Here is a 22,287-nt window from a genome sequence, read left to right as displayed (position 1 = left end):
CAACGAAATCCGTTGTCCTTGATGGGGTCGGGGTGTCCGCTGGGAAGCCCGACGGCGGCCGGAGGGGGGTGCCTCCGGCCGCCGTCGGTGCTGAGCGGTGCCCTAGAAGTACAGCTTCCAACTGTCGAGGTAGTTCCCCGTCGACGGCTCATAGGGCCTCAGGGTGGCCCGGAGCTTCCAGACGCCGTTGGCGACCTCCGAGGAGGCGTCGACGGCGACCGTGCCCTGGTACGGACTCGGGCCTTCAAGCCCGCCGTACCCACCGGCGATGGGGTAGACGGTCCCGTCAGGGGCCAGCAACTCCAGGTCCGCCGAGGAGTCGAGCATGAGGTTCGTGTCGATCGTCAGGATGGTGGGGGCGTTGCCCGGCACCCCGCTGACCGTGATGGAGGAGACCGCCTGCGCCGGTGAGCCGACGAGGGGGTGGTCGGTGATGTTCTCGAACTCGGGACCCGGGGGCCTCGGGGTCGGGTTTCCGGAGCGCTGGCCGACGTTCACGGCTCCCCATGCGTCCATCACCCGCTGGTGGACGGTGGAGCCCGCGCCGTAGAGATCGGCAGCCGCGGACAGGGTCGCGGCCCTCGCCCCCGCGTAGTTGGTGGTCGAGGTCATGTAGACGGTGAGCGCCCGGTACCAGATCCGCTCGGCAGCGGCCCGTCCGATGCGGGCGACCGGCAGCCCGTCGTGCGTGGGGCTGTTGTACTGCACGCCGTTGACGGTCTTGGCGCCGCTGCCTTCGGACAGCAGATAGAACCAGTGATTGGCGGGACCGGCCGCGTACCAGTCCTTCCGTCCGGAGTCGATGCGGGGGTGCCAGTAGTCCGTGTGCATCGCGTTCTTGGACGGCCGGTCCATATGGCGGACCATCCAGGGCCAGTTCGACGTGTCGATCTTCTCCTTGAAGATGTAGTCGCCCGGGTCGTGGTCGTTGTCCGCGTGGAACTCGACCGCGGAGGCGAAGATGTCACTGCTCGCCTCCGCCAGACCGGACGATTCGCCGTAGTAGGACAGCTTCGCGGTCTGGGCGGTGAGGCCGTGCGCCCACTCGTGTGCGGTCACGTCGAGGGAGGTGTGCGGCACGGTGCCTCCGTCACCGTAGGTCACACAGAAGCACGCGTCCTGCCAGAACGCGGCGGCGTAGTTGGTTCCGTAGTGGACCCGGGAGGTTCCGCCGTCCCCGTCATTGCGCAGCCCGTAGCGGTTGTGCTTCTCGGCGAAGTAGTCCCAGTTCACCTGGGCGCCGTAGGCGGCGTCCACGGCGTCCGTCTGGCGATTCGCCGAGGTTCCGTCGCCCCAGACGTTGTCGGAGTCGGTGAGGACGACCCCGATCGCTTCATAGGTCCACTTCCCCAGGACATCGAGCGTGCGGTGGCTGCCGCGTGCGGTGTCGGTGAGGTTGTAGAACGACCCGAAGCGGGAGGTGCCCAGGGTGACCGGTCCGCTGTGCTGGCTGTGGCCGCTGCCCTTGCGCACCCCGTCGTAGCGGTAGAGCTCGGCGCCCGTGGTGCCATCGGTGATCACATGGAGCTCACTCGGCGCCCCGTCGTCCTGGATGCCGTTGATCACGGACTCCCAGGCGATGACGGGTCGGCCCGTGGCCGCCCACACCACCGCCCGTGGCGCTCGCGCCGGCTTGGTCTTGTCCGTGCCGAACCCCTTGGAGCGGGCGAGCGAGAAGCGGGTGGCGGAGGCCGCTGACCGTACGGGAATGGTGCTGGGCACCGCGATCCTGGCCCGGGTCGCCCTGGACGCGCTCTTGATGGCGCCCGTTGCCGCGGTGTGGACCACGAGGTCGCCGCCGAGCACGGGAACGCCGTCGTAGGTGCGCTCGTAGCGGGTGTGCACGGTGCCGTCGGCGTCCTGGAGCACGCTGCGCGGCACCAGTCGCTCCTTGCCGCCGAGGCCGAGCGCCCGGGCGGTCAGCGAATGGTCGGCTTCCGCCCGGGCGAGGAGCTTCGTCTGCTGGGCCACGGCGAGTCTTGCCGGCAGTGCGCCCGCCCGCGGGACGGCCTCGGGCTTCGCGGGTGAGGTGGCCGCTGCCTGGGCGGCGGTGGACGGGAGAGCGCTGGCCAGGAGGGCGGATGCGGCCAACAGGGATCCGATGGCCGCGGTCTTGAGGGGTAATCGATTCAAGGGAACTCCTTCTGCGGCGGTCGGGTGACGACCGCCGGAACAGGGGACCGGCCGACAGGACGACGGCCGGAACGGGCACGGGCCGGTGCGATGCGCCGGACCGGCACGGTGGGACGTGGCGCGGTTCTTCAGAAACGCAGCTGGCTTGAGCAAGAGCCCGGTGATGGCCGAAGAAGACCGAGGACCGGTGAGAGCCGTGGGAAATGGTGGCACTAGTGGGGTCTGTTGGGCAGGAGGGACGACCAGGTTGGCTGTATCCGGTCGACGAACCGCACCGATGGAGGGCCGAACCAGGTACTTCCGACAGAGTGAGGCGCCCTCCGTATCGCCGTCGGCCGACGCGGGGACCGACCCCGACGGAGCACGGCCGTCCACGACGGCCCGGTCCCTGACGGCGCCACGACATCGGCGGTGTCCGTGCCCGCGGAGTCTCAGGGAAACCCCTACGGGTAGCCAACCCCGCACGTACAGCCCCTGGTTGACACGAGAAAGGCGTTGAGGTCCCTACGGCCGACGCGCAAGGGGAACCACCCGCCGGACGATGGGGCAACCCAACGATGGAAAGGAACATCGTGACCTCAGTGACGTCCTCTGGTGTGGCCGAGGACTCCGAAAGACGGCGGACTACCCGCCGGCAACGCAACGCAGCGCGCCCTGTCAGGCGCGGCGTTATCACGGCCGCGGGCACCGTGCTCGCCCTGGCCGGCTCGATCGGTACGGCAGTCGCCGCGCCGGTGGACGGGCAGCGCTCCACCACATCGGAGCGGAGCACGGGCACGACGCCCAACGGCTTCTGGCGGATGGACGGCTACGGCATGGTCGTCGGCGTCCGCGACGGTGTGCTGCGGGCCTGGGAGACCACGGCGATCAGTTGCCAGGGCTCCCTCACCGCCCAGCAACAGGGCACCCCGGCGGCCGACGGCTCAGTTCGCTACGGCGTCGACGGCCTGGTCCTGACCGTACGGGCCCGGGCCGCCCAGCGCGCCACCCTCAGCATCGACGGATCCGTGGGCACCCGAGGGCTCCGAAGGATCGCGGCCCTGCCCGCGCTCTGCGGCCAGCCCCAGGCAACCGGCCCGGTGGCCACCTTCGACGTGTTCTGGCAGACGTTCAAGGAGAACTACGCCTTCTTCGCACGCCGCGGCGTGGACTGGGACGCGATGCGCGCCACCCATCGCCCCAAGGTCCACTCGGGCACCACGGACCGGGAACTCTTCGACATCCTCAGCGAGATGGTCGCGCCGCTCCAGGACGCGCACGTCTCGCTCGATGCGGCCACCCCCGAACTCACCCGGTCGTTCCGGGCCATCAAGGCCGGAACCGTGGGCCCCACCCAGGAGTACGACGACCAGATCCGCGCCTTCATCGAACGCCGCGACCTCGGCGGAACGCGTCTCCAGGAGTACGCACAGGGCGCCATCGGCTACGCCGACCTCCCCGGCGGCCTGGGTTACCTGCGGATCAACCGGTTTGTCGCCTACTCGCCCGACGGCGGGTACGAGAACGACAGCGCCGAACTCGACCGCGCCCTCGATGAGATCGTCACCCGGGCGCGTACCTCCGGCCGGACGGCGTGGCGCGGCCTGATCGTCGACGTACGGGTCAACGCCGGTGGCTCGGACGGGCTCGGTCTCCAGATCGCGGCCCGGCTGACCGACCGCGTCTACACCGCCTACGCCAAGCAGGTGCGCAACGACCCCGACGACGACACCCGGTTCACACCCCGGCAGAAGTTCCGTGTCGTACCGGCCGTCGACGCCCCCCGCTACACCGGTCCCATCGCGCTGCTCACCGCCGGCTCCACCGTGAGCGCCGGTGAGACCTTCACCAAGGCACTGGCCGAACGGCCCCTGCCCACCACCCTGATCGGGGAGAACACCCAGGGCATCCTCTCCGACGTCCATGGCCGCACCCTGCCCAACGGCTGGCAACTCGGTCTGTCCAACGAGAAATACACCACCCCTCGGGGAGTCTCCTACGAGGGGCCGGGGATCTCGCCGGACGTGCGCACACCGGTCTTCACCGACGCGGAGTTCGCGGCCGACCGTGACTCGGCGTTCGACCGGGCGAAGGCGCTGCTCACCCGGCGTCGCTGAGCCGGGCGCACGGTCGGGGCAGAGCCACCTGGACCGGAAGCCCCGACCGCTGAACCGCTGAGTAGCCCGTGCGGACACCGGACGGTGCACCGCAGTGGTGCAGGCGCCATGCATCACCAACACCGGGGCCACTGTCCCCTCGCCCGACCACCCCGGTGGTCGCCGGCGGGGCAGTGGTCCCGACCCCGTCGCACGGCGGTTCCGGTGCGCGTTCTCCCGTACGGATCAGGTCCGGATCAGGTCCGGGTCACGCACGGATCAGGCACGGATCAGGCACGGATCAGGAGTCGAATCCCAACCCCAACCGGTCCAGCGTCCGCAGCCACAGATCGCGACGGCCGCCGTTGCGGTCCGACCGGTCCAGGGAGCGACGGGTGAGCTCGACCCCCACGTAGCGCACGGGCTCCGGGGGGAACGGCAGCGGCTTGCTGCGCACCATCTCCAGACGCGTCCGTGCGGTCTCCTCGCCGGAGAGCAGATCGAGCATCACCTGAGCCCCGAACCGGCTGGCCGCCACCCCGAGGCCCGTGTAGCCGAGGGCATAGGCCACCCGACCGCCCATGGCCTTCCCGTAGAACGCCGTGAACCGTGTGCACGTATCGATCGCACCACCCCAGGCGTGGCTGAACTTCACACCCTCCAACTGGGGGAACGTGGTGAAGAAGTGCTCCGCGAGTCGGGCGAAGGTCTCCGGCCGCTGGTCGAGCTCGTCGCGCAGCCCGTTGCCGTAGTGGTAGATCGCGTCGTAGCCGCCCCACAGGATCCGGTGGTCGTCGGTGAGCCGGTAGTAGTGGAACTGGTTCCCCATGTCCGACATGCCCTGCCGGCCCTTCCAACCCAACGAGGCCAACTGGTCGTCGGTCAGGGGCTGGGTGGTCAGGACGTAGTCGTAGACGGGCACCGTGTACAGGCGCAGCCTGCGCAGCAAGGAGGGGAAGACATTGGTCGCCAGTGCCACGCGGCGGGCGCCGATCCGCCCGTACGGAGTGTCGAGGAGCACGCTGAACGACCCCTCGCGCATCGACTGCACCGGTGTGTTCTCGTAGATCCGCACACCGAGACGGAGACAGACCTCCCGCAGCCCCCACACCAACCTGGCCGGGTCGGTGAGTGCGTATCCCTCGCTGTCGTACGCGCCCGCGAGGAACGTGGGGGAGTGCACCTCGGCCCGGATCTCGTCCTGGCTCAGGAAGTCGATCCGACGACCGTGCGCAGCGGCGAGATCGCACATCGACTGGATCTCGTGGACCTGGTGGGGCTCGGTAGCGGCCCACAATTTGCCGTCACGGCGGAAGCCGCAGTCGATGCCGTACCGGCGCAGGGTGTCCTCGATCTCATCGAGGTTGTCCAGGCCCATCCGCTCCAACTCGGCCAACTCCCGCGGCCAGCGTTCGGCACCGTTGCCGATGCCGTGGGTGAGGCTGGACGAGACGAAACCACCGTTGCGACCCGAGGCGGCCCAGCCCGCCGTGCGCGCTTCGACCAGGACGACATCGGACGAGGGGTCTCGCTCCTTGGCGAGCAGAGCGGTCCACAACCCGCTGAAACCACCGCCCACCACCGCGAGATCGCAGGTTGTGTCCTCGGCGAGCGCCGGGGAGGCCGTGGGTGCCTCCTCGCTGTCAAGCCAGTGGCTTCGGGGTGTGGCCTCGGCGAGTGCGCTCGCGTACGGGACGCTCACGGGAATGCCTCCATTCAACGGCGGTGGTGGGGTGAAGGTGGAGAGGTGTGGGGCGGGGGATCGGGCATCGGGGCTCCGACACCCCGCCCCGGTCGCGGGCCGGTCGTCAGTCGGCGATGTGGAGGCCGTGCGACAGCCTCGACATGCTCCGGGCACCGGATTCGGTACACAACACCGTGTCCCCCATCTTGATGCCGAAGCCCTCGTCCGGCAGGTGCAGATTGGGTTCGATGGTGAAGGACATGCCCGGTGCCAGGATGTGGTCGTCGCCTTCGACGAGCGTCATCGGCTCCAGCCAGCCGGGCGGGTAGGCCACGCCGAGGCTGTAGCCGATGCGGTGACAGCGGCGGCGCACCAGGTCGAGTTCGCCGAGGACCGCGTTGCAGGCGTCGTCCGGCGCGGGAGCGGGCGCACCCGGGGTAGATGCGGCAATCGCCGCCTCCGTGGCGCGCCCCACGCACTCCGCCACCTCCCGCACCCGCTCGGTGGGTCGGCCCACGACGGCCGTGCGCATCAGCACGGCGTGATAGCGGTGCACCACGCCGGCGAACTCGATGCACACCACGTCGCCGCGGGACAGGGTCCGCCGCGAAGCCATGCCGTGGACCATGGCACTGCGTTCACCGGACACGACCATCGGCGGGATCGCCGCATACTCACTGCCCGCCTCGCCGAGCGCCCTGCTGGCTATGCCGGCGAGTTCGGTCTCGGAGACACCGGGGCGAATTGCGGCGAAGACCTGCTCCATGGCGTAGTCGGCCATCTCGGCGGCCTGCATCTGGTAGGCGATCTCGGCGGGCGACTTGATGAGCCGCTCCTCCGGTACGAGATCGGTCGCGTCGACCCAACGGACACCCGGCAGCAGCGCGCGCAGTCGGTCCCAGTTGCCCGGCAGGAGGGTGAAGGCCCCCAACTCGATGCCGAGCGTGCCCTGGTCGAGACCGCGCTTGCGCACACTGTCCGCCATCACCTCGATCGAGTCCTCGGTGGCGATGTCGTACACCCGGGGGGAACGCAGCCACGACAGCATGTGCACCCCCGGCTCCTCGGTGGTGCGCGTGATGTACTCCGGCTCCGCATCGCTGGTGTCGATGACCAGGACCTGGGGCCACAGATATCCCACGGAGCTGACGCCGGTCAGCCAGTGGACGACGTCCGGCATGCTGACGAGGAGGCCGTCGAGCCCCTGTTCGGTCATCCGGGCACGGACCCGACGCAGTCGGTCGTCGTACGTGGGCAGGCTGAAGGGGAGTTCCATGGTGGACCTCTCTGTTGTGCGGTGGGGGAGGGGCTTCCGGGGGGCTTTGGCTACAGCGCCCAGTGCGGCGCGAGCACCGCGCGGACCCGGTCGATCGCGGCGTCGCCGCGGGTGATGTCGTCGGGGACGTACGCGATCGGATCGGCGAGCGAGGCTTCCTGGCCGAGCAGTCCTTCCAGCGTGGCGTGCAGACAGTAGGCGGCGTAGCTGCGCGCGTAGCCGCCCTCCTGGGTGAGGACGAGACGTCCGTCCGTCAGCTCCCTGCTGATCTCGCCGAGCAGGCTGCCGATCCGGTGGAACCCGGCCATGGTGACGTTGTGCTGTCCGTTGGCGTCGAAGGTGGCCGCGTCCTGCCCCGACGCTGCCACGATCAACTCCGGTTGGAACTGTCGCAGTATGGGCAGCACGACCCGCTCGAACGCATCCGCGTAGGCCCGGTCACCGGCTCCGACCGGCAGTTCGACGTTGACGTTGTATCCGAGGCCGGTGCCGCGTCCGAGCTCGTCGGGGGAGCCGGTCTGCGGATGGGACGCCCCCCAGGCGCCGTGCGCCATGTGGAGGGAGAACGTCAGCACGTCGGACCGACCGTAGAAGCACTCCTGGGTGCCGTTGCCGTGGTGGACGTCCCAGTCGACGACGGCGACGCGCTCGACACCGCGCTCACGTGCCCGCTGCGCCGCCAGTGCGGCATGGCCGAAGACGCAGTAGCCGTCGGCCTGCGTCGGTTGGGCATGGTGTCCGGGCGGGCGGATCAGCGCGTACGCCATGTCACAGGAACCGTCGAGAACGGCGTCGGTGGCGGCGAGAGCGGTGCCCGCGGCGGCGAGCAGAGGTTCCCATGAACCACCGGTGACGGTGGTCGTGGACGTCAGCCAGGAACGGGTGCCCGCCTCGGCGGCGCAGAACGCGCGCACCCGGTCCACGTACGCCCGGTCGTGGACGGTGGTGAGCTCCGCCTCGGTGGCGAGCCGGCCGGGATGCCAGACGATTCGCTCCGCGATCGGGCCCCGCTCCAGTACGGACTTCATGTTGCGGATGCGGGGCGCGCTCTCGGGGTGCAGTTCGGATTCGGCGAGCAGCGCGGACGGGGCGGCCTCCCAGAAACCCGCGCCTGTGTCGTGGTCCAGGACGCGGGCGTCCCAGAACACGTGAACGGTGTCACTCACGGGCCTACTCCTGAGAAGGGGTCATCGAATAGGTGAAGAAGGCCGGCTCGCTGCCGGTGTTCTCCAGGTGGTAGGTCCAGCCGGGTGCGAGATAGACGCAGTCGTCGGGCCCGAGGTCGAAATGGCCCTCGTCCCAGGTCAGGCGCAGCTGCCCCCGGATGATGAAGTACGTCTCCTCGACCGGCCCGTACCAGTGGTCGCCCTCGGAAACATCGTTGTCACCGCGCGACGACCAGACGTTGGTGCGCTCGCCCGGGTCCATCCAGGCGGCGCCGAGCATCAGATTGGATCCGTTGCGCTGCTTGGTGATGAGTCGGGCGATCCGTACCTTGGTCACGGCCTCGGCCGCCGGGGTCACGGGGACGTCGGAGAGTGCGACGACACTGGGCGGGACCCGGCCGGGCACGTCGGTGGCGGTGGGGGAGTTGCTCATATCGGATTCCTCGTACGTGTGGGTTCTACTGGGTGGTTCGTGCCGGTGGGGTGACCGGCACGAGGGCCGCGTGGTCCACGGGCCAGACGATCCGCGCCGCACCTCCGGGCGCCGCGGCCCCTTCCTGGCCCGCCGGTTCGCGCAGTTGTGCGCGCACGCCGCACTCCAACTCGACGGAGATGCGTCGGTGGGCCCCGAAGTAGACGACCTCGGTGACCGTGCCCTGCAAGGCGTTGTGCGCGGGAGGTACGGGGTCGGTGGCGGCCAGCAGCCGCATCCGCTCCGGGCGTACGACGAGGGCGACCTCCTCCGCGGAGGCATCGGACGCACCGCCCTTCGGCACCGCGAGTTCATAGCCGTCCCCGGTGAGGACGCCCGGCGCGGCGCAACGGCCCGGGAACACATTGGACTCGCCGAGGAACTGCGCCACGAACAGCGTCGCCGGCCGCTCGTACAACTCCTCGGGGGTGCCGACCTGCTCGATCCGGCCGTCGTTGAACACGGCGATCCGGTCCGAGAGGGCGAGCGCCTCCTCCTGGTCGTGGGTGACGAAGACGAAGGTGATGCCCAACTCCCGGTGCATCCGGGAGATCTCCGTCTGGAGCTGCTCGCGCAGCTTCTTGTCCAAGGCGCCCAGCGGCTCGTCCATCAGCAGGACGCGCGGATTGAAGACGACGGCCCGGGCGAGCGCGACCCGCTGCTGCTGGCCGCCGGACAGCCCGCTCGGCAGCCGCTCCGCCATGGCTTCCAACTGCACCATGCGCAGCGCCTCGGTGACCCGGCGTGCGATCTCGGGCTTGGACACCTTGCGCTGCTCCAGCGGGAAGGCGACGTTCTTCGCCACCGTCATATGGGGGAAGAGCGCATAGTGCTGGAAGACCATGCCCAGGTCACGCCGGTGCGGAGGGAGATCGGCGACATTGGTGTCGTCGACCGTGATGGACCCCTCGGTCGCCTTGGTGAAGCCGGCGATCATGTTGAGCGTGGTGGTCTTCCCCGAGCCGGACGGACCGAGGAAGGTCATGAACTCCCCCACCTCGATGTCCAGCGAGACCTCGTCCACGGCGGCACGGCCCGCGTACCGCTTGGTGAGCCCCCGGAGTCGGACCGCTGCGCCAGTACGGGAGGAGACGGGTGGGGTGGACCCGGCGGGGGCGTCGGACGAAGTGGCGGTCGTGCCGGCGGTGTCGGCCATGTCAGCTCTTCCCCTCGCGCTTGCTGCGCCGCAGCAGTTGCGGTAGCAGGATCAGCGCGGTCGTGGCGACGAGCACGATGCTCGACGCGGCGGCGATCGTCGGGTCGGTCTCCACGGTGACGCTGCTGAACATCGTCACCGGGAGGGTGTGGAGGGTGGGGCTCTGGAGGTAGAAGGCGATGACGACCTCGTCGAGTGAGGTGACGAAGGCGAAGACCGCTCCCGAGAGCACACCGGGCGCGATGAGCGGTGCGGTGACCCGTCGGAAGGTGGTGAAGGGTCCGGCACCGAGCATGGCGGCGGCCCGGTCCAAGCCCCGGTCGTAGCCGCGCAGACTGGTGGAGACGGCGACCACCACGAACGGCACGGCCAGCACGGTGTGCGCCACCACGAATCCGATGAGCGTGCCCGACAGGCCCCAGTTCAAGAAGGCCGCGTACACGGCGATGGCGGCCACGATCTGCGGCACCACCATCGGGGCCATCAGCAGCCCCTGGATCAACCCCTTGCCGGGGATGCGACCGCGGTCCAGGGCCATGGCCGCCAGTGTCCCGAGCACCGTGGCCAGCACGGCAACCGCCAGGGCGATCTGGAGCGAGGTGAGCAGGGAGTCGCGCCACAGCGGATTGGAGAAGAAGTTCCGGTACCACTGGAGCGACCACTCCTCGGGGGGAAAGGTGAAGCTGCGCTTTCCGGTGAAGGACAGCGGAATCACGATGAGGGTGGGGGCGACCAGAACGGCGCCCACCATCGCCGCCCAGAGGCGCAGCCCTATCCCACCGCGGAACTGGTGGTTCTCCATCGGTCAGTCCTCCTTCGCGGACAGGCCGAGCGCGGCCCCGGCACGGCTGACCCGGGAGACCAGCACCAGCAGCAGTGCGGTCAGGGCGAGCAGGATCACGGAGAACGCTCCCGCGCCCCCGAAGTCGAGCAGCTTCTCGACTTTGGTGCCGATCACCTGCGCCACCATGGACTCCTTCGGCGAACCGAGGAGCTTGGGAGTGACGTAGAAGCCGAGCGCCAGGACGAACACCAGCGTCGTACCGGAGATCACTCCGGGCATGGACAGCGGCAGGTACACCCGCCGGAAGCAGGTGAAGCGTCCCGCTCCGAGACCCGACGCGGCACTCATCAGACGCCGGTCGATCCCGCTCATCACGCTGTACAGGGGCAGCACCATGTACGGCAGCAGCACCTGAATCATGCCGATGGCCACGCCCGGTGCGGTACCCAACAGCCCGCCGTCCCGTCCGAAGAGCGATCCGAGCATCCCGAGCGGCCCGCCGTCCTGGAGCAGCACGATCCAGGCGAAGTTGCGCGCCATCAGGCTCGTCCAGAAGGGCAGCAGCACCAGTGCCATCAACACGGCCCGTGTCCGCGGCCCCGTCACCGTCATCAGATAGGCGTAGGGGTACGCGAGCAGCAGTGTGGTCACCGCCACCACCAGGGAGGTGAGGAGCGTACGTCCCATCACCCGACCGGTGGTCGGATCGGCCAGCAGATCGGAGAAGTTGCCGAGCCCCGGCTCCGGGTCGGTGAAGGCCCGCCACACGATGTCCGCCAGCGGATAGGCGAAGAACACCAGCAGCATCAGCACGGCAGGTGCCAGCAGGAGCCACTGTCTGCCCTGCCCGCCGAGCGCCCGTTGCAGCAGGCTCTTGGCGGGGCGGTTGCCGCGGTCCGGGGCCGGGCCGGGTGCCCGGGCCGCGGTACCGCTCAGGAGGTCGGTCATGGCTCAGCCCGTCGCCCAGCCGGTCCAGCGCTTCGTCGCTTCGTCCTGGTTCTTGGCCCACCAGGCGACGTCCTGGTAGAAGCCCTTCTCCTGGATGTCGTCCCGAGCGGTGTTCCACTCCTCGGCGAGCGGCTCCAACTGCGGCTTGGCGTCGGAGTTGACGGCCGCGTACGGCTGGTCCTCGGCGAACGCCGCCTGGGACTTGGCGTTGGTGGCGTAGGCGATGAAGTCCATCGCGAGGTCCTTGTTCGGAGCGCCCTTGGGCACCATGAGGACCGCGTACGCCAGCATGTTGTCCTGCCAGATCGGGACGTACTCGGTGCCGTTCTTGGCGGCCATGTACGCACGGCCGGACCAGACGAGGGCCATGTCCGCCTGCTGGGACTCCAGGGCCTGCTGGCTCTGGGCCGAGGTCTCCCAGAAGCTGAGGTTCTTGCCGAGGGTGTCGAGCTTCTTGAAGGCGCGGTCGTAGTCCAGCGGGTACAGCGCGTTCGAGGCGACGCCGTCACCGAGCAGTGCGGCTTCGATCGCACCTCCGGTGGCGAAACCGGGGGCGAGGCGCTTGCCGGGGAACTTCTTGGTGTCGAAGAAGTCCGCGACCGAGGCGGGCTTGGCGTCCGGGTACTTCTTGGGGTTGTAGACGAGGACGAGCGAGTACATCGCGTCCGGTACGGCGCAGTCCGAGACGGTGCCCTCGGGGAACTTCGACTTGTCGATCTTCTTGAAGTCGAGCTTCTCGGCGTACTTGTCGCACGCCCCGACCGGGAAGAACGGCTCGGTGTCCACGACGTCCCAGGTGACGCGCTTCGACTCGACCATCGTCTTGATCTTGGCGTAGTCGGTCGGCTGGTCCTGGACCGCCTTGACCTTCGCTTCTTTGGCCCACGGCGCGAGCCACGCCTTGGCCTGTGCTTCCTGGTAGCCGCTGCCGTAGGAGGTGAAGGTGAGTTCCTTGCCCCCGCCGTCGGAGCCGGAGCCGCTGGAACAGCCTGCGGTGATCATGGTGAGGGCGATGGCGACAGTCGCCGCGCCTAGGCGTCGCGATGGGAAGTGCACGTCCGGTCCTCCATCGAAGTGGCAATAAGCGCTTATTATTGCGATGGAGTTCGGGTTGGCAATACCCTCCACCCAACTCGTGAGATTCGGGAGGACACACAGATGGCTCCACAGAGCGCGCACGTCGAGGGCCGAACAAGCTCCGTACGCGCCCAAGACGCAGCGGCCGAGGTCGACCTCACCGCCCTGCGCAGACTCCAACTCATCGGTGCGGCCAGCGAAGTGATCTGTCGCAACGGTGTGGACGGGGCCAGGTTGAAGGACATCGCCCAGGAGGCGGGCGTCTCCCTCGGGATGGTCCAGCACTACTTCCGGCGTCGGGAAGAACTGATCAGCGAGACGATCAGCGCGATGCTTGAGCTGACCCTCGCCACCTGGCGCTCGGTGTCGGAGCGGGAGCCCGACCCGGTGCGGAGGCTGTTCGCCCTGCTGCGGTTCCAGGTCGCAGGCTGGGCCCCCTTCCCCAAGCGCTGGTCCTTCTGGATCGAGTTCTGGTCGGCAGCCAACCGCGACGCCACCCTGCGCACCTATGCGCAGGATGTCTACCAGCGCTGGGAATTCCCGTTCCGTTCGGCGGTTGACGCCGGGTTGGCCAGTGGCGACTTCACGCCGTCGGTGCCGGTCGACCGGGTCAGCGTCATCCTGATGTCCCTGGCCGACGGGGCGGCCGTGCACGTGCTGATGGCGGGCGACACGCTCGACGACGAGGGCATGTTCGACCTGCTCATCGACATGGCGTGCCGCATCCTCGGCATCAGCGACACGGCCCGCGACCGTGCGCTCCAGGACCTGCCGCGGATCATCAGTCCGCACTATCCCGAGGAGCCCGAACCGAGCGACGGCATTGACTGGAGCCCGCTGATCGGCGAACTGCCCGCCTGACCGCCTTGCCTGCGGCCGTCCGGCAGGGGGCCACCCGGCGGGCCCGGGCTGCCGTGGTGGAGTCTCGGCCGCCCGCCCCGACCGCCCGCCGATCGGCGGTTCCCCGGGTTGACCGTGCCGTGGTTGGCTGCCTGCCATGCGACCGATCGGTGCGGCACTGATGACGCACGGCAGCCGAGCCGTGCACGAGGCGTACGAAGGCGTGGCGGACGAGACGACGGGAGCGGTCTGCGGCCCTGACACCCGCTTTCAGATCGCGTCGCTGAGCAAGCAGTTCGCCGCCGCCGCTGCCCTGCTCCTCGTCGAGGACGGCGTTCTGGCTCTGTCCGATCCGGTGTCCGCCTGGTTGGTCGGTGCTCCGGCACAGTGGGCGGAGATCACCCTGCACCACCTCCTGACCCACACCTCGGGTCTGCCGCACTGGGACGCACTGCCCGAACTCGACCGGGAGGGTCCACCGTCCCGCGAAGAGGTGGTGGCCGCCGTGATGGGACTGCTTCCCCTGCCCGGGGAGCCGACCTGGCACTACAGCAGCCCGGGATACGTCGTGGTCGCCCTGGTGGTCGAACGGGCCGGCGGGTGCGCGTACGCGGACTTCCTGCGTACGCGCATCCTGCTGCCCCTGGGCCTGGCGGCCACGTCCGTCGGGTCGGCTCCTGCCGCGGTCGCGGCCCGCGGCCACCGGGGTCGAGCGCTCCACGGGGCCGAGGACGTGTCCTGGTTGCCCGGCTCCGGAGACCTCTGGTCAACGGTTCGTGACCTGGCCCGCTGGGCGCGTGCCGTGGAGACGGGAGAGGTGGTGCACGGACGGTCGCTGCGAGCCATGGTCACCCGACAGTGCGTGGTGGAGACGTCCCGAGAGCCGCTCGTCGTCACCGGCTACGGCTATGGAGTGTTCCTGGGGGAGTTGGCCGGGACCCCCGCCCGATTCCACGACGGCGACAACCGGGGCTTCCGATCGTTGCTCGTTCGGCTGCCGGAGCACGACACGGGGATCGTGGTGCTCGCCCACGACGAGCTGGCGGATCCGTACGCGACCCTGGCGGAACTGGTCCGCCTGCCGGTGTTTCCTCCCCGGCGCGCTGGGGGGCGACGCCCGTGAGCCGTCACCCACCGTCCGGAGCCGCCGCAGGACCTGCGGCAAGGGCCTCGTCGACCGAGTCATGGAGGTGCAGTACGCAATCCAGGCCGAGGAGGTCCATCAGTCGGCGCAGCGAGGGCGAAGGGGCGGCCAGGTGGAAGCGGGCACCGAGTTCCCGATGCGCTCGAATGAGGAGGTTCACCATGGTGGAGTCGGCGAAGGAGACCCCCGCTAGGTCGACCACCACCAGCCCCGGTTCCGTCGAGGCGCGCTCGAAGGCTGCGGCGACCGGAGCCACGGTGTCCAGGTCGAACTCTCCGCTCAGGGTGAGGATCATGGCTCCGCCGTCCCGTCGGGACATGACATGCGGTTTCTGCTCGGCGCTTTGAGGCACGTACACCTTTCGGTGGATATCTAGCGCCTTGCGGCGTTCGGGCGATACCTCGCGTGGCTCCTGGAGCCGGCGAGGTCCACGCTAAAAGTAACAGTTGCCATTTGACAACATTATCCGTGAGGCAACAATCTGCTGTCATGAGTCACCTGATGACCGACCGCGGCGCACCGAGCGCACGCGGACACCAACGCGCGTGCGGTTACGCGCTGTCCGCGATGGGATGAGGGTCATGTTCCAGCAGTGGACGGCCATCGCTGCCCCGAAGCTCGGCAGCAGCCGCCTCCTGGAAGGCGGCGAGCCCCTCCGAGAGAGCCTTCAGGGACGCCGGTTCCATGACCGCGAGGACCGCGGCGACCTCGTCCATCCGGATCGCGCGATGCTCCTCCAACAGTGCCCGCCCGCGCGGACTCAGCCGCAGTTCGACCTCGCGCCGACTCGTCGGACTGGGGCACCGCTCGACCAGACCCATCGCCTCCATGCGGTCGCACAGCCGACTCACCGAGGGCGGACGCGACCCGATCGCGTCGCCGAGCGCACGCAGATTCGTCCCCTCATGCTTCTCGATGACCAACAGGGCGCGCAGCTGAGAGGGCGAGACCGTCCCCGACGGGGCAGCATCCTGGCCGCGTCCCCACAGGACTTCAAGCAGCTCGGAGGCGGCGCAGACTGCCTCGGACAGTTGCTCGCGCGGACGGGACGGACCGGTGAAACGGGACACCCGCCCACTGTGTCACCCGACAGCCGAGTCTGTCAGCCCAGGATCGCTCCCAACCAAGAACGAAGGATTCCCGAGAGACCGTGACCGAAAGCTCAGAGATCGAGAGAGCGGTGCGCGCCGCAGCGCCGTACGCCCTGGTGGAGACGGTGCGCGGCCAGCTCGCCGCATCCCACGGAGCCACCTCCGTGCGGCTGCTCCTAGCGGACTACGGGCTGACGGTGCTCAATCCGCTGGAGGCTCTCGACCAGGTCGCCGACCCGCCACAGCCGCTGTCGATCCACAACAGCCCCGAAGGCCGGGCCTTCGGCAGCCAAGAACCGCGCGAACGCCAGATCCGCCACCCGGACGCCGTCGACCACCATCTGCCGGTGACGGTCCGCGGTGAGCGTCTCGGCATCCTGACCGTACGACTCCCCGGCGACCGTTCCACCCGACAAGCGGTGGACGAGCTGACCCAGGTGGCCGACCTCCTCGGCCACGAGATCCTCGTCGCCGAACGGGACACCGATCTCTACCGCCGCGCCCGCCGCACCAGCCGGCTCACGCTGGCCGCCGAGATGCAGTGGCAGCTGCTGCCGGCCCGCGCGTGCAGTGCACAGGAGTACGCGATCGGGGCACAGCTGGAGCCCGCCTACGCCATCCACGGCGACAACTACGACTGGGCGGCCGACCGGGACGAGCTCACCCTGGCGCTCACCAACGGAATGGGCGACGGCATCCAGGCATCGCTGCTGACCAATCTCGCGGTCAACGCGCTGCGCAACGCACGACGCGCCGGCATCCCCATCGCCGACCAGGCGGCACTGGCCGACCAGGCGCTCTACGAGCAGTACCGCGGGGCGTCCTACGTCTCCACCCTGCTGCTGCGCTTCGAGTTGGCCACCGGTCGGGTCGAGATCGTGGACGCGGGCTCCCCCCAGCTCTGGCGGCGCCGCGGTAGGACGGTCGAACGGATCGATCTTGAGCCTCAGCTTCCGCTCGGCATGTTCGAGGAGACGCACTACGTCACGCAGGAGCTGCGAGTCCTGCCCGGCGATCGACTGCTCGTCGTGAGCGACGGTGTCTTCGACGCCCCCTCGCCGACCGGAGAGTTCTACGGGGAACGGGCGCTGGCCCTCGCGATCCACGCCACGAGTCTGCTGCCGGCCGCCAACGTCCCGCGAGCCGTGCTGCGCGAGCTGGCGGAGTACCGCGAGACGGACACGACCGACGACGCACTGGTGTTGTGCCTCGACTGGTTCGGCCGGGAGGAAGCCGCGACACCGAGCGAACGCTGACAGAAGACTGAGCGAAGTCTGAGGGGTATCCGACGGAACGGGGACGCGCCCCTGGAGCGCCGTGCCGCTCCCTGTGCTCCAGGGGCGCGCTCCACGGGGTTGCCCTCGGTGACATCCAACGTACGGGGAAGTGCCATCGGGGGCCGAGCACCGCGGCAGAGGCCCCCGGCTGTTCCCCGGACGTATCGCGGTCACATCACACCGAGGCGCTCCAGCAGGGGCTCACGGTTGCTCCGTCGATTCGCATGGCCGCGCCAGCCGGCCAGCAGCACCATGCCCGTCCAGATGTACCCACCCCACAGCAGCATGGTAAGCCGGCCCTCTGCGTCCACCTTCGACGCGTCCTGCAACGGAGCCACCCCTTCGGGGTCGTAGACGACTTCGATGCGGTCGCCCACCGCGTAGTCGGGGGACTGCCCCCGGTACAGCAGCTTCTCCCGCAACTCTCCGTCGCTGCCGAGGAGGGTGAACTCATGGCGTTTGCTCGTGGTGCCGGCCGCGCTGTCGGCGGTGATCGTCACCTGTTCATGGATGCCGCGGCGCTCCAGCGCACTGGAGGGTGCATGGCCGACGGAGCCGATGAGCACCATCAACGCGGGTACCACGGAGAGGGCGGCGAGCCACCACGCCTCGTGGAGTATGCGTAGGGCAACGGCGAACGCAACCCCGAAGAGGACACCGGTGAAGATCGGTATGAAGTCGGTCGTCCCCAACGCGAGGTAGGCGATCAGGGAGTTGGCCCCGATGAAGGCCCAGGCGAGCCCCACCATGAAGAGGGTGTTGCGCAGTGACTTCCACGGGCTCACACGCCCACCGCCATGGCTCTCCGGGCGGTGGGGAGCGACTCGCCCGGGGCTCGGGTGCTGTTCACATCACACATTGGAGCAGCATAGTCCGCATGAACCGGCCGCTTCGGGGCGGGCCATGACGGGCCGTTGAGTGGGGATGGGACGGGCGTCCCGGCCACCGTGGGCGCTTCGGCCGGCGGCGTGTCGGACCCGCAGGCCGGGTCTTCGACGCCTTGGTCAAGTCCTCGCACCTGACTCGCCTCCGCGGACGGGTACCGGAGGAGTGCCACCCGCACGGGCGACTCGCGTGTCCGCACGGCAGGTCCCGTCGTTGGTCGCTTCGACCCCGGGGATCCGCGGCCGGAGTGCCTCCGGCCGCGGCCGGGAACCGAAAGGCGGACGACAATGGCGGGAACAGCGCGAGGAACGATGGAGAGCGGCGCCGCGAGGGTGACAAAGCGCGTGGCCGTGGTCGGCACGGCGCTCGGAGCCGCGCTGGTGCCCGCCGGCGCGGCCCACGCGAGCATCATCGGAATCGGGAACCCGGCCTTCGGCAACTCCTGCGCCAACCAGGGCGGGGCACAGTCGGCGGGTGCCACCATCGCCGGCAGCGGGGCGGCCAGCGGAAACCAGGCCGGTCTGCCACTGAGCCTGCCCCGGAACCAGTGCGGCAACAGCGGCATCATCTGTACCGCCTTGATCCGCGCCAGTGTCTAACAGTCCTCAGGCACCCGCGCTCATCGGGACACATCGGGGCGCCCAGATCGGCGTCACCGGCCGGGAACCGGCGGTGCGGGAACTCCTCGCCCTGAGCGGACGGGCGCTGCCGCTCCTGCGTGCCTGGGTCGACGAGAACCCCCGACTGGGCGTCGCCCGCGCCCTGCTGACCTTGGCGACGGGCGACTCCCTCAGCGATGCCGAGCTCCGGGAGGAGTTGGTCGTCGCCCATCGCGACGCACAGGAGGCGGACCAGCGATCGGTCAGCCTGGTGTACGGGGTCTTCCTCCACACCCACCGCCAGTACCGATTGACCGCCGATCACCTCGTGGAACACTTCGCCCACTGGCCCGGCGACGAGGTGGCTTCGCTGCTGCTCGATGCCTTCGCCGCCTGCGGGGACCCTGCCCAGCGGGCGCACGGCGATGAACTGGTGGAACGCCAGTGCGCCCGCACGGGATCCGACGACTGGCCCTGGCTCGGCCGACTGGCCTGGACCCGAGCGGAACAGGGACGTCAGGAGGAGGCGCTCGAACTCGCGGCGCTGGCCCTGGACCGCCATCCCCGTGCGGGTCTCGCCGCCCACGCACGGGCCCATGCAGAACAGGAAGAAGGAGCGGGCCCCGCCTCCACGGCCTTCCTCGACGACTGGTTGGCCGCAGACCCCCAAGCGGTCCAGTTCAAGCACCTGAACTGGCACGCCGCCTTGCAGTCGATCGCCTGCGGCGACTTCGCGGACGCCCGACGAAGGGCGGACGAGGTCCTGGGGCGCGCCGATGTCGGTATGCGCTCGGCGACCAACTGGCGTCTGCTCCTGGCAGGTCAGCAACCCGCCGGACGCTGCGATCTCGACCACGTCCGCGCGCTGTTGGCCGCCCCCGGCGGCATGGCGGAGGTCTTCCACACCTTCAATCTGGCCCTCGCCCTGGCCGTCGAGGCAGCCACCGACGACCTCGCGGCACTGGCCCGCCGCGCCGCTGACGACGAACGCCCCGCGTACCAGGACGTGCTGGCCCCCGTCGTCCGGTCCCTCGCTGCCATCACGGCAGGCCGTTCCCGTCAGGCGGTGGAACTGCTGACACCTCTCGGCGCTGCGGTGGAGCAACTCGGGGGAGTACGGGTGGAGCGCGAAATCGTCCAGGACACCCTGGCCCGCGCCCTGGCCGACGTGGGGGAACACACCCGCGCGGCCGAGCTTCTGCACCAGCGCGTCACCACCCGGCGCCACCACGTCTACGAGGACCTGCTCCTTGCTTCGGCCAGCTGACCGATCGTCGCCCAGCAGCCCCACGAACCCCCGGAGACCACCCATGGTCAGGCCCCAGGTCGTCGTCGTCTCCCTGCGCGGCAGCGGCACCCAACTCCTCGCCCAGGCCACGACCGCCCTCGGCTACACCCCGTACGGCACCATGGCAGACACCCCGTCCCCACACGACGACCGCCCCGGCCCCGGAGAGGTCCACCCGCTCCTCACGGCCGCCTTCGGACCCGACCGGGCCCACCAACTCCTCCGGGGCCGACACGAGGACCTGTCCACACTGGAGGTCGCCTTCCAAGAGGCCGTCACCGCCCTGTGGCGGGTCTGGTGGCTGCGTCTGGGCCAACCCGTCAGCCTCGCCTCTCCCGTCGACCCCGCTCTGGAGAGTCGCCTCGCCCGGGTCCCCGACGGTGACCTCGTCCGACTGCTCCCCGGCCGCGGCTGCTGGTACGTCAACGGACTGGACCTCCAACGCGTCGACGGGGGCCTGCTGCGCGCATGGCACGCGACCGGGGAGCCGGCACTCGTCTTCCACCACCGCGATGTGCGCGATCGGATCATCAGTCAGATCACGTTGCTCTCCCAACCCACCGGCCGGGTCGGAACCCAGCCCGAACACCTCATCTACCGCGACATCGTGAGCGCCCTGCCCTCCCTGGACGAGCGGATCACCCTCGCTCTGACCGACCCGGACTTCCCCGGGATGCGCGAAGCACGGCAGTGCCGATGGCTGCTGCGCCACCCCGCCGTGCGCGTGATCACCCACGAGGAGTTGGCTGGGCCCGACCACGGCGGCACCGATGGGGGACGGACGGCCGCCTTGACCACCCTGCTGGACGCCCTCGGACATCCCCGCCCCCGCGAGACCCTCGCCGCGATGCCCACGGCGACCCCACCCTACGCAGACGTGGAAGACCTGAGGGTGGGCGCCTGGCGCACCTGTTTCACACCCCACCACGAACGCCTCCTGCGCCAGCACCACGGCGATCTGCTCGACGACGCGTCCACGCCGCTCCCTGCGCCGGCGTAGCCTGCGACGATCGTGCTCCCGGAGGCCGACGGACGCACCCGCGGCCCGCCGGATAGGGGCCGGATGGCTGGCCGCTGACCGGCGCGCACAGCAGTGTCCCGGGGCGCAACGGGCCGGCTCGTACGGTGGGTCCCATGGTCGTTCAGCATCGTGGGAACAGACGGCCCGGCTATCTGCTGGCCGCCGGGGTGTTCGCCGTGGGAATGGCGGGCACCACCTTGCCGACCCCGCTCTACGGGCTCTACCAGGCCGAAATCGGATTCTCCGAGTTGATCGTCACGGTGGTGTTCGCCGTGTACGCGGTCGGGGTCATCGCCGCACTGCTCCTGGCGGGAGACCAGTCCGACCGGGTGGGACGCCGTCCCGTCATCCTGGTTGCGTTGGGGCTGTCCGCGACCAGCGATCTGTGCTTCCTCTTCCAGGACGGACTGCCCCTGCTGTTCGTGGGGCGCCTGGTGTCCGGGCTGTCCGCAGGTCTGCTGAGCGGTGCGGCGACCGCCGCCGTGTTGGAACTCGCGCCCCCGCACCGCAGAACACGCGCAGGCTTCGCGGCCACCGCGGCGAACCTCGGCGGAGTGGGGTGCGGCCCCCTGCTCGCGGGAGTGCTCGCGCAGTACGCGCCCGAGCCGTTGCACCTGCCGTTCGTGGTCCATCTCCTGCTGCTGGCGTTGGCGTGCATCCCGGCCTGGCTGCTGCCGGAGACGGTCGCCCATCCACAACGTCGACCGCGGTGGCACCCGCAGGGCATGGCCGTGCCGCCCGAGGTCCGCGGAGTGTTCCCCTCGGCGGCCGTCGCCGCGTTCGCGGGTTTCGCCCTCCTAGGCCTGTTCACCGCCGTGGCCCCGAGCTTCGTGGCCGAGACCCTCGACATCCACGATCTGGCGCTGTCAGGTGCGGTGACGTTCTCGGCTTTCCTCGCCTCGACCCTGGGGCAGTCCCTGACCAACCGGATCGGTGCCCGTCGATCCCTGCCCGTGGGGTGCCTGACACTCGTGGTGGGGTTCCTGCTGGTGGGTTCGTCCCTCGTCGTGGAGACCCTGGCACTGCTTCTGGCGGGGGCGTTGATCGGCGGACTCGGTCAGGGCCTCGCCTTCCGGGCGGGTCTGACGGCGGTCGGGGAGGCCGCGCCGAGCGAGCACCGAGGCGGAGCCATCTCGGCCTTCTTCGTCGTCGCCTACGCCGGCATCGCGCTGCCCGTCGTCGGGGTGGGAGCGCTCACCCTCGCACTCGGACTGCGCAACGCGGGCCTCGTCTTCACCGTCGTGTTGACCGTCCTCGCCCTGGGCGTGGGGCTGTACCTCCTCTACCGACCGGTCCCCGACGGCAGCACGTCGACGGACGGGAGTGCATAAACCAACCGGGCAGGGGTGGTGCCGCACCCCGAAGGGACAT

The 22,287-nt window shown here is 69.6% G+C and carries 20 protein-coding genes; 8 read left to right on the top strand and 12 right to left on the bottom strand.

Annotated elements, in window-relative coordinates:
- Window positions 1–102: 102 nt before the first annotated feature.
- Window positions 103–2,133 carry a M4 family metallopeptidase gene (locus ABZ348_RS23795; RefSeq protein WP_358936178.1) on the bottom strand — a complete coding sequence of 677 codons (2,031 nt, stop codon included), beginning with the start codon at window positions 2,131–2,133 and terminating at the stop codon, window positions 103–105.
- 572 nt (window positions 2,134–2,705) lie between these two features.
- Here ABZ348_RS23795 and ABZ348_RS23790 point away from each other — a divergent pair.
- Window positions 2,706–4,229, top strand: coding sequence for a S41 family peptidase (locus ABZ348_RS23790; protein ID WP_358936176.1), 1,524 nt, complete (start codon window positions 2,706–2,708; stop codon window positions 4,227–4,229).
- Between the two features lie 280 nt (window positions 4,230–4,509).
- On the opposite strand, the gene ABZ348_RS23785 is transcribed toward ABZ348_RS23790, so the two are convergent.
- From ABZ348_RS23785 to ABZ348_RS23750, 8 genes are all read right to left on the bottom strand, one after another.
- Complete coding sequence (locus ABZ348_RS23785) at window positions 4,510–5,910, bottom strand: FAD-dependent oxidoreductase (protein ID WP_358936174.1); 1,401 nt, start codon at window positions 5,908–5,910, stop codon at window positions 4,510–4,512.
- Between the two features lie 106 nt (window positions 5,911–6,016).
- The gene (locus tag ABZ348_RS23780; RefSeq protein WP_358936172.1) at window positions 6,017–7,168 is read right to left on the bottom strand and encodes a Xaa-Pro peptidase family protein; all 1,152 of its coding nucleotides are present in this window, start codon (window positions 7,166–7,168) and stop codon (window positions 6,017–6,019) included.
- Window positions 7,169–7,218: 50 nt separating this feature from the next.
- Complete coding sequence (locus ABZ348_RS23775; protein ID WP_358936170.1) at window positions 7,219–8,334, bottom strand: hypothetical protein; 1,116 nt, start codon at window positions 8,332–8,334, stop codon at window positions 7,219–7,221.
- A gap of 4 nt (window positions 8,335–8,338) precedes the next feature.
- Window positions 8,339–8,767 carry a cupin domain-containing protein gene (locus ABZ348_RS23770; RefSeq protein WP_358936168.1) on the bottom strand — a complete coding sequence of 143 codons (429 nt, stop codon included), beginning with the start codon at window positions 8,765–8,767 and terminating at the stop codon, window positions 8,339–8,341.
- A gap of 25 nt (window positions 8,768–8,792) precedes the next feature.
- A complete protein-coding gene (locus ABZ348_RS23765) occupies window positions 8,793–9,962 on the bottom strand; it encodes an ABC transporter ATP-binding protein (RefSeq protein WP_358936166.1) in 1,170 nt (389 codons plus the stop codon).
- Window position 9,963: 1 nt separating this feature from the next.
- Window positions 9,964–10,764: an ABC transporter permease gene (locus ABZ348_RS23760; RefSeq protein ID WP_358936164.1), complete on the bottom strand. Its 801-nt coding sequence runs from the start codon at window positions 10,762–10,764 to the stop codon at window positions 9,964–9,966.
- Between the two features lie 3 nt (window positions 10,765–10,767).
- Window positions 10,768–11,694 (bottom strand): ABC transporter permease, encoded by a 927-nt coding sequence (locus ABZ348_RS23755; RefSeq protein WP_358936162.1) that lies wholly within the window; start codon window positions 11,692–11,694, stop codon window positions 10,768–10,770.
- 3 nt (window positions 11,695–11,697) lie between these two features.
- Window positions 11,698–12,750: an ABC transporter substrate-binding protein gene (locus tag ABZ348_RS23750; protein WP_358936160.1), complete on the bottom strand. Its 1,053-nt coding sequence runs from the start codon at window positions 12,748–12,750 to the stop codon at window positions 11,698–11,700.
- Between the two features lie 102 nt (window positions 12,751–12,852).
- Here ABZ348_RS23750 and ABZ348_RS23745 point away from each other — a divergent pair, with 102 nt between their 5' ends.
- Window positions 12,853–13,632 (top strand): TetR/AcrR family transcriptional regulator, encoded by a 780-nt coding sequence (locus ABZ348_RS23745; protein WP_358936158.1) that lies wholly within the window; start codon window positions 12,853–12,855, stop codon window positions 13,630–13,632.
- A gap of 136 nt (window positions 13,633–13,768) precedes the next feature.
- Window positions 13,769–14,734 (top strand): serine hydrolase domain-containing protein, encoded by a 966-nt coding sequence (locus ABZ348_RS23740; RefSeq protein WP_358936156.1) that lies wholly within the window; start codon window positions 13,769–13,771, stop codon window positions 14,732–14,734.
- A 4-nt stretch (window positions 14,735–14,738) separates the two neighbouring features.
- On the opposite strand, the gene ABZ348_RS23735 is transcribed toward ABZ348_RS23740, so the two are convergent.
- Complete coding sequence (locus ABZ348_RS23735) at window positions 14,739–15,074, bottom strand: STAS domain-containing protein (protein ID WP_358936154.1); 336 nt, start codon at window positions 15,072–15,074, stop codon at window positions 14,739–14,741.
- 232 nt (window positions 15,075–15,306) lie between these two features.
- Complete coding sequence (locus ABZ348_RS23730) at window positions 15,307–15,825, bottom strand: MarR family transcriptional regulator (protein ID WP_358936152.1); 519 nt, start codon at window positions 15,823–15,825, stop codon at window positions 15,307–15,309.
- A gap of 80 nt (window positions 15,826–15,905) precedes the next feature.
- On the opposite strand from ABZ348_RS23730, the gene ABZ348_RS23725 reads away from it, so the two are divergent.
- The gene (locus ABZ348_RS23725) at window positions 15,906–17,102 is read left to right on the top strand and encodes a PP2C family protein-serine/threonine phosphatase (protein WP_358936150.1); all 1,197 of its coding nucleotides are present in this window, start codon (window positions 15,906–15,908) and stop codon (window positions 17,100–17,102) included.
- Window positions 17,103–17,293: 191 nt separating this feature from the next.
- On the opposite strand, the gene ABZ348_RS23720 is transcribed toward ABZ348_RS23725, so the two are convergent.
- On the bottom strand, window positions 17,294–17,908 hold the full coding sequence (locus tag ABZ348_RS23720) for a hypothetical protein (protein WP_358936148.1): 615 nt from the start codon (window positions 17,906–17,908) through the stop codon (window positions 17,294–17,296).
- 432 nt (window positions 17,909–18,340) lie between these two features.
- Here ABZ348_RS23720 and ABZ348_RS23715 point away from each other — a divergent pair, with 432 nt between their 5' ends.
- From ABZ348_RS23715 to ABZ348_RS23700, 4 genes are all read left to right on the top strand, one after another.
- On the top strand, window positions 18,341–18,607 hold the full coding sequence (locus ABZ348_RS23715) for a chaplin family protein (protein ID WP_358936146.1): 267 nt from the start codon (window positions 18,341–18,343) through the stop codon (window positions 18,605–18,607).
- Window positions 18,600–19,874, top strand: a complete 1,275-nt coding sequence (locus ABZ348_RS23710; RefSeq protein ID WP_358936144.1) for a hypothetical protein — start codon at window positions 18,600–18,602, stop codon at window positions 19,872–19,874. Before ABZ348_RS23715 ends, ABZ348_RS23710 begins: the two co-directional genes overlap by 8 nt.
- Window positions 19,875–19,917: 43 nt before the next feature.
- On the top strand, window positions 19,918–20,895 hold the full coding sequence (locus ABZ348_RS23705; RefSeq protein WP_358936142.1) for a hypothetical protein: 978 nt from the start codon (window positions 19,918–19,920) through the stop codon (window positions 20,893–20,895).
- 134 nt (window positions 20,896–21,029) lie between these two features.
- Complete coding sequence (locus ABZ348_RS23700) at window positions 21,030–22,247, top strand: MFS transporter (protein WP_358936140.1); 1,218 nt, start codon at window positions 21,030–21,032, stop codon at window positions 22,245–22,247.
- Window positions 22,248–22,287 lie beyond the last annotated feature (40 nt).

The organism is Streptomyces sp. NPDC005963 (assembly GCF_040638655.1).
Classification (GTDB): domain Bacteria; phylum Actinomycetota; class Actinomycetes; order Streptomycetales; family Streptomycetaceae; genus Streptomyces.
The sequence above is the reverse complement of the archived record's forward strand: the minus strand, read 5'-3'. Positions and strand labels throughout refer to the sequence as shown.

What these genes read in the sequence shown, in the direction of transcription:
- ABZ348_RS23740 (WP_358936156.1), top strand. Translation starts at nt 13,769, where the DNA reads ATGCGACCGATCGGTGCGGCACTGATGACGCACGGCAGCCGAGCCGTG.
- ABZ348_RS23745 (WP_358936158.1), top strand. Translation starts at nt 12,853, where the DNA reads ATGGCTCCACAGAGCGCGCACGTCGAGGGCCGAACAAGCTCCGTACGC.
- ABZ348_RS23780 (WP_358936172.1), bottom strand. Translation starts at nt 7,168, where the DNA reads ATGGAACTCCCCTTCAGCCTGCCCACGTACGACGACCGACTGCGTCGG.
- ABZ348_RS23700 (WP_358936140.1), top strand. Translation starts at nt 21,030, where the DNA reads ATGGTCGTTCAGCATCGTGGGAACAGACGGCCCGGCTATCTGCTGGCC.
- ABZ348_RS23760 (WP_358936164.1), bottom strand. Translation starts at nt 10,764, where the DNA reads ATGGAGAACCACCAGTTCCGCGGTGGGATAGGGCTGCGCCTCTGGGCG.
- ABZ348_RS23705 (WP_358936142.1), top strand. Translation starts at nt 19,918, where the DNA reads ATGGTCAGGCCCCAGGTCGTCGTCGTCTCCCTGCGCGGCAGCGGCACC.
- ABZ348_RS23735 (WP_358936154.1), bottom strand. Translation starts at nt 15,074, where the DNA reads ATGTCCCGACGGGACGGCGGAGCCATGATCCTCACCCTGAGCGGAGAG.
- ABZ348_RS23755 (WP_358936162.1), bottom strand. Translation starts at nt 11,694, where the DNA reads ATGACCGACCTCCTGAGCGGTACCGCGGCCCGGGCACCCGGCCCGGCC.
- ABZ348_RS23765 (WP_358936166.1), bottom strand. Translation starts at nt 9,962, where the DNA reads ATGGCCGACACCGCCGGCACGACCGCCACTTCGTCCGACGCCCCCGCC.
- ABZ348_RS23770 (WP_358936168.1), bottom strand. Translation starts at nt 8,767, where the DNA reads ATGAGCAACTCCCCCACCGCCACCGACGTGCCCGGCCGGGTCCCGCCC.